The 14,964-nt window shown below is 43.0% G+C and carries 13 protein-coding genes; 5 read left to right on the forward strand and 8 right to left on the reverse strand.

Annotated features, from left to right (window positions below; all coding sequences use genetic code 11):
* Nucleotides 1–230 precede the first annotated feature (230 nt).
* The 3 genes from WFH18_RS07145 to WFH18_RS07155 all read left to right on the forward strand — a co-directional run bounded on the left by WFH18_RS07145 (nt 231) and on the right by WFH18_RS07155 (nt 3,116).
* Nucleotides 231–575: a lysozyme inhibitor LprI family protein gene (locus WFH18_RS07145; protein ID WP_004278601.1), complete on the forward strand. Its 345-nt coding sequence runs from the start codon at nt 231–233 to the stop codon at nt 573–575.
* Nucleotides 576–738: 163 nt separating this feature from the next.
* Entirely contained in the window at nt 739–2,658 is a 1,920-nt protein-coding gene (htpG, locus tag WFH18_RS07150; protein WP_005102849.1) for a molecular chaperone HtpG, read from the forward strand.
* A 194-nt stretch (nt 2,659–2,852) separates the two neighbouring features.
* Nucleotides 2,853–3,116, forward strand: coding sequence for a hypothetical protein (locus WFH18_RS07155; protein ID WP_005102851.1), 264 nt, complete (start codon nt 2,853–2,855; stop codon nt 3,114–3,116).
* A gap of 81 nt (nt 3,117–3,197) precedes the next feature.
* Here the strand turns inward: WFH18_RS07155 and WFH18_RS07160 are convergent, their stop codons facing one another.
* The 4 genes from WFH18_RS07160 to WFH18_RS07175 form a co-directional block, all read right to left on the reverse strand.
* Nucleotides 3,198–4,307, reverse strand: a complete 1,110-nt coding sequence (locus tag WFH18_RS07160) for a hypothetical protein (RefSeq protein ID WP_005102854.1) — start codon at nt 4,305–4,307, stop codon at nt 3,198–3,200.
* Nucleotides 4,308–4,399: 92 nt separating this feature from the next.
* Nucleotides 4,400–5,800, reverse strand: coding sequence for a hypothetical protein (locus tag WFH18_RS07165; RefSeq protein WP_005102856.1), 1,401 nt, complete (start codon nt 5,798–5,800; stop codon nt 4,400–4,402).
* A gap of 10 nt (nt 5,801–5,810) precedes the next feature.
* The gene (locus WFH18_RS07170; protein WP_005102858.1) at nt 5,811–5,990 is read right to left on the reverse strand and encodes a hypothetical protein; all 180 of its coding nucleotides are present in this window, start codon (nt 5,988–5,990) and stop codon (nt 5,811–5,813) included.
* Between the two features lie 254 nt (nt 5,991–6,244).
* A complete protein-coding gene (locus WFH18_RS07175) occupies nt 6,245–6,412 on the reverse strand; it encodes a hypothetical protein (RefSeq protein ID WP_005102860.1) in 168 nt (55 codons plus the stop codon).
* A gap of 410 nt (nt 6,413–6,822) precedes the next feature.
* Between WFH18_RS07175 and WFH18_RS07180 the strand changes: the two genes are divergently transcribed.
* Nucleotides 6,823–7,023 carry a dodecin family protein gene (locus WFH18_RS07180; protein ID WP_004278594.1) on the forward strand — a complete coding sequence of 67 codons (201 nt, stop codon included), beginning with the start codon at nt 6,823–6,825 and terminating at the stop codon, nt 7,021–7,023.
* A gap of 65 nt (nt 7,024–7,088) precedes the next feature.
* Here the strand turns inward: WFH18_RS07180 and WFH18_RS07185 are convergent, their stop codons facing one another.
* From WFH18_RS07185 to ompR, 4 genes are all read right to left on the reverse strand, one after another.
* On the reverse strand, nt 7,089–7,781 hold the full coding sequence (locus tag WFH18_RS07185; protein WP_005102861.1) for a DsbA family oxidoreductase: 693 nt from the start codon (nt 7,779–7,781) through the stop codon (nt 7,089–7,091).
* A gap of 232 nt (nt 7,782–8,013) precedes the next feature.
* On the reverse strand, nt 8,014–9,531 hold the full coding sequence (locus tag WFH18_RS07190; RefSeq protein WP_004647324.1) for an acetyl-CoA hydrolase/transferase family protein: 1,518 nt from the start codon (nt 9,529–9,531) through the stop codon (nt 8,014–8,016).
* A gap of 205 nt (nt 9,532–9,736) precedes the next feature.
* Entirely contained in the window at nt 9,737–11,197 is a 1,461-nt protein-coding gene (locus tag WFH18_RS07195) for an ATP-binding protein (protein ID WP_034435905.1), read from the reverse strand.
* A 264-nt stretch (nt 11,198–11,461) separates the two neighbouring features.
* Nucleotides 11,462–12,226, reverse strand: a complete 765-nt coding sequence (ompR, locus tag WFH18_RS07200) for an osmolarity response regulator transcription factor OmpR (RefSeq protein WP_004278590.1) — start codon at nt 12,224–12,226, stop codon at nt 11,462–11,464.
* A gap of 335 nt (nt 12,227–12,561) precedes the next feature.
* Between ompR and WFH18_RS07205 the strand changes: the two genes are divergently transcribed.
* Nucleotides 12,562–14,916, forward strand: a complete 2,355-nt coding sequence (locus tag WFH18_RS07205) for a Tex family protein (protein ID WP_121979796.1) — start codon at nt 12,562–12,564, stop codon at nt 14,914–14,916.
* Nucleotides 14,917–14,964 lie beyond the last annotated feature (48 nt).

Genomic DNA, 14,964 nt, shown 5'->3' on the forward strand with positions numbered 1-14,964 from the left:
TTAAGTTTAAATATGAACACCCCGAATCAGATGTATGAGCAAACAAAAACCGAGCTAATTGCTTAACTCGGTTTGAAGTGGAATACTGTCAATCTATTTCAGGACAAGACATAACAACGATTTATAACTTATTGAAATTGAGCAGATCGGCAATGTTCAACTATATTAAAATGAATAAAGTAAATATTAATTGAATACGACTTAATAATTGAATAATAAGGAAGATCAGCATGAAGTTTTTAAGCCAAGGTATTGTGATCTTCTTCAGCCTGCTGGTAGGGTCTACCTATGCGGCAAGTTTTGATTGTCAGAAAGCTGAAACCGTGACAGAGAAAGCGATTTGTGAACATCGCCTGCTCAATGATGCCGATGTCAAGATGAGTACCAGCTATCATATTTTACGTCGTATGGTGCCTATGGGAACCCGCTCGGTGATCCAGCGCGATCAGGTGAAATGGCTACAGTTTCGTGACCGCTGTCAGGAATCTGTGTCCTGTCTGAGTCAAGTCTATAATATGCGCCAGCAGCAAATAGACCTGCAATTTCAACGTATTTATAAGCTTGGGCCTTATTAAGGCTTAAACTTAAGCCTTTACAAATGCAAGCCAGATCAGATCAAGCGATCCTTTATAAAATATCTTGAGAAAAAATATACAACTGGCTATTGAAAATTTAGTAACTCACTCCATTCATATAGGCAACAGTATTGACCTGTATTTAAAATAAAAGGAGTGATTAATGAGCGAGTCTAGCGCACAAAAACATAGTTTCCAGGCTGAAGTGGCTCAGTTACTACATCTCGTGACCCATTCGCTTTATTCAAACCCTGAAATTTTCCTGCGCGAATTGATCTCGAATGCCTCAGATGCATGTGACAAATTACGTTTTGAAGGGATTAACCATCCTGAATTTTATGAAAATGATCCTGATCTGCGCGTTCGTGTCAGTCTGGATGCAGACAATAAAACCATTACCATTTCAGACAACGGGATTGGCTTAAGCGAGCAGGAAGCTATTGATAATTTAGGGACTATTGCCAAATCAGGCACCAAAGACTTTATGTCCAAACTGACCGGCGATCAAAAAGCCGATGCTCAATTGATTGGCCAGTTTGGTGTCGGTTTCTATTCCGGCTTTATTGTGGCTGACAAGATTACGGTAGAATCGCGTCGTGCCGGCACAGATGTCTCTGAAGGCGTACGCTGGATTAGTGGAGGAACCGGTGAGTTCGAAGTTGAACAGATCACGAAACAAGGACGTGGTACTGATATTATTCTGCATCTGCGTGACGATGCGCTGGATTATCTGCAAAGCTATAAAGTGAAGCAGATTATCAATAAATATTCAGACCACATCAGCCTGCCAATCCAGATGCAAAAAGAAGTCTGGCAGGAAGAAGAAGCGGCTGAAGGCGAAACCTCTAAAGGCGGCCAGTATGTCAAAACTGATGAGTGGGAAGTCATTAACTCGGCCAGCGCATTATGGACTCGTAACAAGTCTGAAATCACTGAAGAGCAGTATGTCGAGTTCTACAAGAACTTGAGCCATGATTTCGCAGCGCCATTGGCTTGGGCGCATAACCGGGTTGAAGGCAGCACTGAATATACCCAGTTATTATATATTCCAAGTAAAGCGCCACATGATATTTTCACCCGTGAATCCAAAGCGGGTATCAAACTGTATGTGAAACGTGTGTTCATTATGGATGATGCGGATAACCTGATTCCAAACTACCTGCGCTTTGTGCAAGGTGTGGTGGACAGTGCCGATCTGCCATTGAACGTGAGCCGTGAATTACTGCAAGAAAGCCGTGATGTAAAAACCATCCGTGAAGGCAATACCCGCCGTATCCTGACCATTTTGGATAATCTGGCTAAATCTGAAGATGAAAAAGATCAGGCAAATTTCAAGACCTTCTATCAGGAATTTGCTTCAGTATTGAAAGAAGGTCTGGGCGAAGATTTCAGTAACCGTGAACGTATCTTAAAACTGCTGCGTTATGCGACGTCGACCAATGATGAAGTCAGCACATCATTGGCAGACTATAAAGCACGTATGAAAGATGGGCAGAAAGCCATTTATTATGTGACTGCAGATAGTCTGAATGCTGCGAAAAATTCACCACAACTGGAACTGTTCAAGAAAAAAGGCATTGAAGTTCTGTTGATGACCGAACGCGTGGATGAATGGGCGATGAACTTCGTGAATGAGTTCGATGGTACGCCTTTGCAAAACGTGTCTAAGGGTGCGGTTGACTTAGGTGACCTTCAGGATGCAGAAGAGAAGAAAGCCCTTGAAGAAGCCGCAGCCCAGTTTAAACCGGTGGTGGATAAGTTGACGGATTCATTAAAAGACAAGACCAAAGAAGTGCGGGTGACGACGCGTCTGGTCGATTCTCCGGCTTGTCTGGTGACTGGCGAAGGTGAATTGTCTCCACAGCTGATTCGTATGCTGAAAGATGCGGGTCAACCTGTGCCAGATATCAAGCCGATTCTGGAAATTAACCCGGGACATCCGTTGGTGAAAAAACTGGATGGCTCAGCGCAGTTTGATGATCTGGCCAATGTGATCTTCGACCAAGCGGTGATTGCAGAAGGTGGATTACCAGAAAATCCTGCTGAATATGTCAAGCGCATTAATAGTTTGCTGCTTGCTTAAGTGCTGATATATTGAATGAGAAAATCCCTCTTCGGAGGGATTTTTTATGCCTGCTTCATTTTTCATTTCTAGAAATGATCTGGAAAAACGATAGTGAAGATAAAAAAATCCCTGCGGATTTTAAATCTGAATTTTAAATTAATACTGGTTTTTTGATTTATAATTACGATCATTAAGTAAGGAGAGAGAATGTTATGAAATCTAAGCTGATGATCAGTATGGGCGCTGTAATCCTGATGTCGATGAGCCAAGTTAGTCTAGCGGCACCTGCTGCAGAAAAAATGGTACGCACAGATCGAATCAGTTTTTATAAAGTTGCGAAAGTAGAGGCAGCAAAACTACAACGTGTGCAACATAGCGATCGTATTCGCTTCAATATGCCAGTGATGGAGCAACCTTCATTACAGCAAAAACGAGTGCTACGCAGTGATCGTATTATCTTGAATAAAACCAGCTAATACTTACCGCGCTGATTGCCTCAGTAATATTGAAAAAAGCCCATGAATGATGGGCTTTTATATTTTCTACCATCATTCAGTTTAAAATAACGCTTCTAAACGTACCAAAGCCCCAACATAGTGATCACGATCCTCGCGATGATCATTCAAATAGTTCAGGTCAGTCTGGACAAAAAACCATTCACGTAAAAAAGGTTGTCTCCAGGACACATAAGGGCCCCAGCGATTAAGACGCAGATCCTTGTCATTCAGATAACCACCGGTATAAATGCCGTAACTAAAACGGTTGTCTTGAAAAAACTGATGTTGCCTAAAGGTGTAGTTGTCCCAAGTGAGATCATCGTCTTGATCATCGGCATAAGTCAGACTGAGCTGATTAGAGAAAAAGGCCTGATTGGGACGGGCATGAATCAGTTCCAGGTTGGTCCGTAAATAGTTTTCGCTTTGAATACCATAGCGATAAATCTGTTCGGCATGAAAAGAGTAGTCATTTTCTAGTGTCCAATCTTTACTGGCTTTGACGCGTAGGTAAATATCATCTCCAGAACGTAAGCCCAGATCCAGATCGGTTTCAAAAGGAATACGATCTGACCATTCAGACCAACGTAAGGCAAAAGAGCTGTTATCTTCACGGGCACGTTTAGTATCCAGACGCTTATTTCCGGAAGTGGCAGGATTTTCATTGGTAATCGCGACATTGCTGTCTAATTCATTGTCCAGACTGTCATCACCAAACACCACACTCAGCTTTTGTTCCAAGGTCGGAAGCTTGATCTTGCCGCGGATTCGGGGCTTAATCTCATAGCCTTCATATTCATCCCAGCGATTATCTAGAATGATCCGTAATGTAGCTGCAGCTGGCTGATCCGGATCGCTTTCACCAAACCAGTTATCAATTTTATGCGCAGTACGATCGGCCCATTCGCGGATGCCTTTCTGCTTTTGATCCGCCCATGAATAATTTTCTGTCTCTAGCGTGGATGGAACAATGGCGACATTTGATTGCTCCGGCAGAACCGTGGGTGTTGCATCGATCAAACGTGGAATCTGATCCAGCAAGCCTGATCGGCTTGGCTCTATATTCGTTGGACTGGCAGGAGCAGTTGTGACTGAATTGGCCCAAGACATGCTACCACTCATTCCTAAGCCCAGAGAGAGCAGTAAAATTTGAGTAACCCTGTTTATTTGCATGAGATATTTGTTGCTCTTGTATTCTTATATTCAGCTGTAGTTTTCTAAAAAACGGCCTTAAAAAGCAAGTTAAAGCTACAAAATAACAGCAATTATTCAATCATTTGAGCCTGAATTTCCCGATAAAGCTCTAATACCCGAATGGGTTGTGGCATTGTTAAAATAATATTGTGAATATTCTGCCAATTTAGCTGTTTGTCGCGTTGCAGCAAGATGTATGGATAGGCCAGCTCATCCTCTGCGAGAGAGATGCGTTTTTCACCATGAATCACTCGGATTTTTTGATGTTCCTGTAGCAAAAGCACTGGGGTAGAAAAATCCGCAGCAGCTTCTTTAAACGAGATAAATTTCTGCTTTTGAATGGACTGTGCGGGTATAAATGGATGGTAATCTGGCTGTGTCCAGACTGTTTCAGCCTGCTGCAAGTAAGCCGTTGAAAAAAACTCGAGTTGCATGAACCTGGTGCTTATAACAGACCACGCCAGTGATTTAATCGCAGCAGCCTGATGTTGATGATGGCTCAGCCAATGTTGAATACAATAGTGAGCCTGCAACTGACTCGGTACCCCTAAGAGCATCAGATATTTAACAAACTGACCTTGCAGATTCAATTGCTCAACCAAATAAACCTGACGTGCCTGCCAGTTATCTTCTGCCGCATAATATAAGACAATATCCAGATAAACAGGGTGTTGTTCGACATCGGATTCTAGTTCTAAAGCACAGAGCCGCTGGATATTAGTTTCTTCTAAACCTAAAGGGTGTACATGAGCGTTTAGTTTGCCCAGTTGGATCTGTACAGGGAATTGAATCAATTCGGAGACTGTGATCTGTTCTTGCTGAATTGTCGTTTCAGCTTTTAGTTGAGGATTTAGTTCCTTGGGTTCAGTTAGTATTTGATTGGTTGACTCATCTAAGCGATTTAATTCTAGTGCATGAATTCTTGCGCGCGGCCGTCCCCGATGATATTTGGTTGTTTCCATAGAATTGCAGCTGGTTTCAGCTTCGTGTAAGGATAAGGCAGGAACGATCAAGGGTGGATCCTGTTTCAGGCAAGAAAACCGCTGCTGTTGTTGTAACAGCCAGATATAACAGTGTTGCAGTTCAGCCCATTGGCTGTGCAGGGCAGGAGCTTGGGGAGCCGGAATCAGCCAGATTTGCCAGCCACGTTCAGGATGATGTAAAACTGCCCAGCCTGAATCCGGATGGGCATACAATGCTTGTTCCAGCGCCAAGATTTCGGTGAAATAGCCACGAAAGCTTAAATGATAAGACGTGTTAGCAGAAAATTGGTAGGTGACAAGTTCAGGCTGAGTGCGAACTTTAAATGCTGAAATCTGGGTTTTGAAAATAGGTTCATCACACAGATTAAAAATATCGCGTATTCTTTTTTTAGAACGGGCAATTTCATATAAAGGCAGGACTTTATGCTCCAGTTGCTGCGCCAGTCCATGTAGTTCTTTAATTAAGTGTGCTTTTTCTAAAGCATTCATTTTTTGATCTCTAGAGATGTTTCAGTACTTTATCCAGGGTTTGTGCCAGTACGAGGTTAACCGCCAGCTCCACTAGTCTGTATTCAGCAGAATTTGAGTCGGTATAGCTTTCTGCCATCTCAATTAAATAATCAATAGAAACGGAATGAGGCGGAATTTTGCCCTGTACCAATGCCTGAAGTTCATGCATAAAAAATTTTCTTATCATTGATCTATTTATATTGCTGCAATTATAAGCAGAGATCACATAAAATAGTGATCTATTTTGAGTATTTTATAAACAAATTTTTTAATTAAAAGTGATAAAAATCAATAGAAAAAATGAGAGTAGGAAATAGTCGATATTTTTTTAGAGTCGTGCATCTTTCACACTGAATGTGTTCAATATGATCAAAAAAAACAGGCTGAATCAATCAGCCTGTTTTAATGAAAAACAGCTTTGCATTAAGCCGTTTTTTCAGTTACCACAGTCGCAGCATCTGTATTTACTGTTTCCGCAGGTGCTTTAGTCGCTGGAAAGTCTGGCAGATGAACCACTTGCGCCATTTGTGCAGACGCTTGAACAGAAAAAGCCATAACGGTTGCTGCGAAAGCAAATTTAAGAGCATTCATAGGATGACCTTTAATATCAGAGTGTTCAATGACTTGAACAGAGGAGAATATTTAAACCTAATTCGGGTGAAATAATAGCAAATAAGACTTAATAGAAAATGATAGATTCGGCAAATTCAGGCAGTAAATTTTAGATAAATTACTCTACAAAACAATAAATTAGTATATTTACTCTAGTTTGATTTTTATGGTTTTACAGGGCTTTATACTTTATTTTAGCGATGAAAATCTGGACTTAATCGAGTGTTAAAATAAAAGGTCATGTGTTTTTGATCTGCCAATTTAAAACTAAATTTCGAGCTTTGTTCAATCCATGTAAGTTTTTGCTATCGCTTGTTTACGGGCTGCTGCAATCTTCTAGGAATGGACTAAGATAGAATTTCATTCATTTTCATTTTGAGAGTTTTATTATGGCAATTGCAAAAGTGGTAGAAGTCAATTCAAGCAGCAATAAAAGCTTTGAAGATGCGATTCAAACGGGCATTCAAAAAGTCACAGAAACGGTCAAAAATGTACAAGGTGCTTGGATCAATGAACAGAAGGTTGTCATTAAAGAAAATAAAATCACGGAATATCGTGTCAATTTAAAAATTAGTTTTCTGGTTGATTAAGTGAATACAATTCAATAACAAATAAAAAACCCCATTTGAAATGGGGTTTTTTATTGAACGTTGCTTTATTTAGCTTGGTCTGGGGTGTCACACGTTTCTGTTGAGCACTGTGCTGCCTGACTATTGGTTGATGTATCGAGCGCTTTTTCAAATACTTGCAAGAAAACTTCTTTAGGTTGCGCGCCTGCCAATGCCACACGTTGATCAAAAACAAAGAAAGGCACACCAGTCACTTTGAGTTGTTCGTGTGCGACTTCCTGATCGAATTTGACAAAGTCGGCATATTCTTCCGAATCCAACAGGTCATCGACTTCGACCGGATTCAGGCCAATACGCGCTGCGACATCTTCCAGTGTTTCACGTTCTCCAATCGCCAGACCTTGGGTCATATAGCTATAGAAGAACGCTTCCTGTGCTTCATTGCCCAAACCTTTGCTTTGCGCCAGGTGAATCAGGCGATGCGCATTAAAGGTATTGCCTGAATTGGCACCTTCCCAGTTAAATTCAATACCTTCGGCTTTGGCCATTTCAGCAATATTGCGCTGCATCTCTTCGACTTCTGCCACGGTGCGGCCATATTTTTGCGCCAGACGCTCAGAGTTGGAGACTTCCTGACGTACCGGTGCTTCAGGATCGAGCTGAAAACTGTGCCAATGTACTTCTAGCTCAATACCTGCTTCTTGTGCAGCAGCTTCTAAACGTTTTTTACCAATATAGCAGAAGGGGCAAACCACATCTGACCAGATATCTACGCGCATGTCATGTCTCTAATTTTGCTCTTGTGTTCAAGTATGAGGGTGAAGAATCAGAATTTAAAGCCCTTGAGCATCAGAAGTGTATTTCTACAGCAGATCGGCAGGATAAATAAAAGAAGAAAGAGTAGGTGATAGCCAGATGGCTTCCTTAATATAATCAGGTTCTGACTATTCAAAAAAAATATAAAAATGCCATAAAAAAACGCCCCGTAGGGCGTTTTGTGAATGCAGTCAATTATGCAGTTTTTACTGCAGCTTCAACAGCAAGCATGTGACCATTTTCTTCGAAGTTTGAGTGCCAAGAAAGCGCTTCACGAAGAAGATGAGGGGTATGGCCGCCTTTTGCACATGCACGGTCAAAGTAATCATTCAACGCATCGCGGTACATTGGGTGCGCACAGTTATCAATTACTGCACGTGCACGCTCACGCGGAGCCAAACCACGAAGATCCGCAAGACCTTGTTCAGTCACTAGGATATCAACATCATGTTCTGCGTGGTCGATATGTGAAGCAAACGGCACTACAGAAGAGATGTCGCCACCTTTCGCGATTGATTTGGTTACGAAGATCGCCAAGTGGGCATTACGTGCGAAGTCACCTGAACCACCAATACCGTTCATCATTTTGGTACCACATACGTGAGTTGAGTTCACGTTACCGTAAATATCAAACTCAAGTGCAGTGTTGATGCCGATAATACCTAAACGACGTACCAGTTCAGGATGGTTTGAAATTTCCTGTGGACGTAATACCAGTTTGTCTTTGTATTGTTCTAGGTTGTTAAATACTTTCTCGCCGTACTTAGCAGAAAGCGTAATAGAAGAACCTGAAGCAAACTTCATTTTACCGGCATCGATCAATTCAAACGTACAGTCTTGTAGTACTTCTGAGTACATGATCAAGTCTTCGAAGTTTGAATCTTTCAGACCCGTCAATACGGCGTTTGCAATTGAACCAATCCCTGCTTGAAGAGGTCCGAGGTTTTTCGGTAGACGGTCTTCAGCTACTTCTTTTTCAAAGAAAGCGATCAAATGGTTGGCAATGCTTTGAGTCTCATCATCTGGTGCAGTTACAGTAGATGGAGAGTCGTGCAATTCGCTGTTAAATACGATACCAACAATTTTAGATGGATCGATATTGATCGCATGCGTACCAATACGCTCATCAACTTGAGTCAATGGAATCGCTTGACGCGTTGGACGATACGTCGGGATGTAGATATCGTGCAAGCCTTCAAATGCCGGGCTTAAATTCGTATTGATTTCTACAATCACTTTTTCAGCAAAAATCGCAAAGCTTGCAGAGTTACCAACAGATGTTGTTGGAATGATGCCGCCATCTTCAGTAATTGCTACGGCTTCGATGATCGCAACGTCTGGTTTTTTCAACTGCAGGTTACGCATTTGCTCAACAGTTTCAGACAAGTGCTGGTCAATGAACATCACTTCGCCGTTGTTGATCGCTTTACGTAAAGTATTGTCTACCTGGAACGGTAAACGACGTGCCAATACACCAGCTTCAGTCAGTTGTTTGTCTAGATCGTTCCCTAGTGATGCACCAGTAATTAACGTGATCTTTAATGGGTTTGCTTTTGCCTGTTGAACTAAAGCTAAAGGAACCGCCTTCGCTTCACCAGCGCGAGTAAAGCCACTCATGCCCACAGTCATGCCATCTTGGATGAATTCAGCCGCTTGTTCAGGGCTGATGACTTTGTTGTGTAGGGAGGCTAAACGGATACGATCTAAAGACATTTTAACTCTCATTAATTCTTAAACTATGATACGGATTGTACCGCTCAAAAAATGTATTGTGCATAGGTGTTAGGCTAAGGTCTAATTTTTTAGCTAAATGTAGGTATAATAAAAAATGATGATTTTTAAATGATTGAATTCGTGAACTATAAAATGAATTGTATAGAAAAACTAAAAAGTCATTTGTTGAATTACTGATCACTTATTAAAAGTGCTCAGTCAAAGTTTGGCGAATTTTATCGAGTGTAGTGGCTGGGGGAAGTGTCTCAGGATTCGCCTGATTCACGGGTAGTGAAATGATAGCTTCCAGCCCACCTTCAGGACGATTATGAATACGCAATTGGCCATGGTGAATATCGACAATCCGTTTCACAATGGCCAACCCCAAGCCACTGCCTTGTACTGTTCGTGCCGAATTGCCCCGAACAAAAGGCTGCATCAAGGCTTCAATCTGATCTTCCGGGATGCCTTCGCCATGGTCTGCGACACAAATCAACAGTTGATCTTCTTCAACATGCGCAGAAAGCTCAATTGGTTCTGAACCATAACGTTTTGAGTTGTTGATCAGATTGCCGATCAGTCTTTTTAGTGACATGCTGCGCGCCTGAATGGTCGGTATATCTTGTGGTGTAAATCGGATATCTAGCGGTTTAAACTGCTTGACCAGTTCCTGTAGCAGTACATTGACATTGGTGTCCTGCGGTTCTTCATCGGAACCATCGCGCATATAGGAAATGAACTGATCCAGAATCGCGTCCATATCTTCGACATCATAAATCAGGCCTTCTTTGAGAAAGTCTTCATCTGGCATCATTTCGGCACTGAGGCGGATTCGGGTTAAGGGCGTGCGCAAGTCATGTGAAATGCCGGCCAGCATGATTCGGCGTTCCCGCTCGGTCTGGTCCAGCGTATAAATCATCTGATTAAAGGCATGATTGACCTGACGGATTTCCAGTGGACCATGATTGGTATCTAGATAGGGTGCTGAGCCGATTCGGCTATAACTGTTGGCGGCATTCTGCAAACGGCGTAAAGGACGGTTGAGCTGACGCACCAAGGTCAAAATAATGATGCCGACAATAATCGGCGTGCCAAGCAACCAGCCCAAAATCAGTTCATTGCTATAATTGGCATAAGTCTTTAAAGGTTCCTGTACCCAGTGACCATTCATTTCAGGAGTCTGGATCCAGATACGTGGACTCGGCTTAAACTGGAAATAGACTGTGGCTTGTTCGATGCGTAACTCTTTGGCGAGTTTGGTTTCGATCTGTCGGGTAAAAAATTCGGCAATCAGCTTTTCACGGACAGTGGGATATTCTGCCGGATTAGTAACGTATTCAATGCCGACCCGGTTTTTCAGCCAGTCATCGATATCGACTTCCTGCTGTTTATGATACAGGCGCAGATCGGGATTATTAAGAATTTCCAGTTCCATGGCCAGATAACGCGCATGTTGCTGGATTTCAGGTAAAAACAGGGTACGCCAAAAGAACCACAAGGACATGAACAGGCTAAAACAGACCACAAAAACCACCAGTACCGTGGTACGCATGGCAGCAGAACGCGGCTTGATCTTGTCGAGAAAGCGTTCCCCGCGGGTACGCTTTTTTTCCGAGTAGCTGACAAAATCGGTAAATTTTTGTGGATCGATGGGGTCGAGTTTCACACCAGCTCCCTGTTGGCATTTTCCAAATTGAGCAGTAATAATAATTTGTAATGGAATCTTACTGCTTGAACCTTCGATGGAAGGAGCTTGTTGTGTTACTTTTTTTGAAAAAATGAGTAACACTGTTACGCAAGTAAAAACTTTGCCATTCGCTGAACTCGCGCATTTGTATACGAGCCTTTAAAGAAGGGGAGGCTCAAACAGCAGCGAATGGCTTTTAGGGACAATAAATTGGGGTAATCTTTTATCGTAATAAGTTTTTCTTTATTCAGCACCATCTGGAACAAAGACATAACCCACACCCCATACAGTCTGGATATAACGTGCACGCGCTGGGTTTTCTTCCACTAAACGGCGTAAACGTGACACCTGAACATCAATTGAACGTTCCATGGCACCCCATTCACGGCCACGCGCCAGATTCATCAGCTTGTCGCGGGTTAATGGTTCGCGTGGATGTTGAACCAGTGCTTTCAGTACCGCAAACTCACCAGTAGTGAGCGTTACCACTTGGCCTTCACGGGTCAGAGTGCGGGTAGAGAGATCTAGCGACCATGGGCCAAAAGAAACCACTTCCATCTGTTGGCTTGGTGCACCCGGCACTTCACGTACCTGACGGCGCAATACCGCACGAATACGTGCCAGCAGCTCATTCGGGTTAAACGGTTTAGGCAAGTAATCATCGGCACCTGCTTCTAAACCGGCAATACGATCCGAGTCGCTACCACGAGCGGTGAGCATAATGATAGGCGTATCGATATTGGATTGGCGTAAACGACGACAGATACTCAAGCCATCTTCGACCGGAAGCATAAAGTCGAGCACGATCAGAGAAAACAGTTCCCGCTGTAAAAGTCGATCCATCTGCGTGGCATCATGTGCAGTTTTAACCACAAAGCCTTTATCTTCGAGAAAACGCTGTAATAAGGTACGCAGACGAACATCATCATCAACCACCAGGATCCGTTCGACCCGGTCCGTTTCGGTATGTACGGCATCGGCTTTTTCAGCAGGTACAACTAAACTCATGAGATGCTCCTTTATTCTTTATTGTCGTCATAAACAAAAATCAAATAGGCTTTGAGTATACGATTCATTGATATTAATTGACTATGCTCTAAAGCACCAAATATTGCAGTTAAAATCAAGACATAGATACCAAATATATACATCTAAATGAGCAAAAAATACGATTTTAAGCTGGATAAAAAGCAAAGTTCATACAAACTTTATCGGGAAAAGCTGAAAACTGTGGCACTTCATAATATAAAGATGAGGTAAATTAATAAAAACAATGGTGGATTTTATAGACCCGGTCTTTATAATCATGCCATTTAGTACTTATCCTTGTGGGATCAAACACGATGACTGACTTAGTTCAGCAGTTGGCAAAAGAACTTGCCGTACGTCCAAATCAAGTTGAGGCTGCCATCAAGCTTATTGATGAAGGTGCCAGTGTTCCTTTTATTGCACGTTACCGTAAAGAAGTAACGCAAGGCTTAGACGATACGCAACTACGTCAACTCGATACGCGTTTATCATACTTGCGTGATTTGTATGAGCGCCGTGAAAAGGTGATTGAATCACTCAAAGAACAAGATAAATTATCTGATGATTTATTGGCGCGTGTGAATGCCGCTGAAACCAAAAATGCATTAGAAGAAATTTACGCGCCGTACCGTCCAAAACGTACCAGTAAATCATTCAAGGCCAAAGAAGCCGGTCTAGGCCCGATTTCCGAAAAAATCTTTAATGAAGCCGTTGATCCAGCTGAAGCTTTGGTGGGTTTTAGCCATGAAGATTACCCAGATACTGAAAGCCAGCTTGATGCGATCCAGCACATCCTGATTGATGACTGGGCGCAAAATATCGCGCTGACCACTGAACTTAAAGCGACATTTGCAAAAACTGCCGTGCTGAAAAGTTTGGTTGCCAGTGATGAGAAAAAAGAAGTCGGTAAAAAATTCCGTGATTATTTCGATTTCTCTGAAAACTTGAATAAAGTGCCTTCACACCGTTTATTGGCGATGCTGCGTGGCCGTCAAGAAAACGTTTTAGGCCTGAAAGTGGATGGCGAAGATGATGCCCCGTTGGCGCGTATTGAAACTGAATACAATCTTGAAACTGTTCAGCCACAAGCGCGTCAGGATTTCTTGAAGCAAACTGCAAAACTATTTTGGCTCGGTAAAGTTCGTCCAACGATCGAACATTCATTGCTGACTGAAAAACGTCTGGCTGCTGAAACAGAAGCGATGAACGTCTTTGCTGAAAACCTGCGTCATTTACTGCTTTCTGCACCTGCAGGCGCACGTACCACTTTGGGCGTGGACCCGGGTATCCGTACCGGTGTGAAACTGGCGGTAGTGAACGAGTCTGGTGATGTTCTTGCACACAGCACGATTTATCCATTTGCACCAAAAGACGATAAAGAAGGTTCACTGGCCGAGCTGGCGCGTTTATGCCGCGAGTTCAATGTTGACCTGATCGCGATTGGTAATGGTACTGCAAGCCGTGAAACTGAAGCTTTAGTTGCTGAAATGATGGCTGCGAACAGTGATCTGAAAATGACGCGTGTTTCTGTATCTGAAGCAGGTGCATCGGTGTATTCAGCATCTGAACTAGCTTCACAGGAACTGCCTGAACTAGATGTATCTATTCGTGGTGCGGTATCGATTGCACGCCGTTTACAAGATCCACTAGCAGAACTGGTGAAAATCGATCCGAAATCGATTGGTGTGGGTCAGTATCAACATGACGTGAACCAGACCGGTCTGGCGAAAACCTTGGAAGCGGTCGTTGAAGACTGTGTGAACTCAGTGGGTGTGGATGTAAATACTGCATCAGCAGCGATTTTGGGTTATATCGCGGGTCTAAATAAATCAATTGCACAGCAAATTGTGGAATTCCGTAAGGAAAATGGTCGTTTTGACAATCGTCAGTCTTTGAAGAAAGTGCCACGTTTAGGCGAGCGTACTTTTGAGCAGGCTGCGGGCTTCTTGCGTATTCAAGATGGTACAGAACCACTAGATGCTTCTGCGGTTCACCCTGAGTCATATGCTTTGGTGAGCAAAATTGTTGAAGCGAAAGCAACGACTGTAAAAGACATCATTGGCAATACTGAAATCATTCGCCAAGTGAATGCTGAAGAATTTACAGACGAGAAATTCGGTCTGCCGACAATTCAAGACGTATTGGCTGAACTGGAAAAACCGGGCCGTGACCCGCGTCCAGAGTTCCGCACTGCTAAATTCCGTGATGACATTACGGAAGTTGCGCAATTGTCGGAAGGCATGCAGCTAGAAGGTGTAGTCACCAACGTGACTAACTTCGGTGCATTTGTCGATGTGGGTGTGCATCAAGACGGTTTGGTACATATTTCTGAACTTGCCAATGAATTTGTCGCTGACCCACATAAAGTGGTGAAACCGGGTCAAATCGTACAAGTCCGTGTTTTGAATGTGGATGCTGAACGTAACCGTGTGAATTTATCGATGCGTCCAGAAGCTTCTGAAGCTCCGGCGAAAGCACCACGTCAGCCACGTCGCGAGAATAATGAGCCACGTGGTGAACGTAAGTCTCAAGGTAAACGTCCACAGCAAGCACGTCCGCAAGGTGAGCGTCCTCAGGGCAAGAAACCTCAAGCGGCTAAACCACAAGAGCAAAAAATTGGTGGTTTGGGTGCATTGCTATTGCAAGCAGGGATTAAAGGTTCGAAATAATCTTTAATTAGCGAATAAAAAACCTCCCAATTGGGAGGTTTTTTATTG

The organism is Acinetobacter sp. USHLN143 (assembly GCF_037145695.1).
GTDB lineage: Bacteria > Pseudomonadota > Gammaproteobacteria > Pseudomonadales > Moraxellaceae > Acinetobacter > Acinetobacter fasciculus.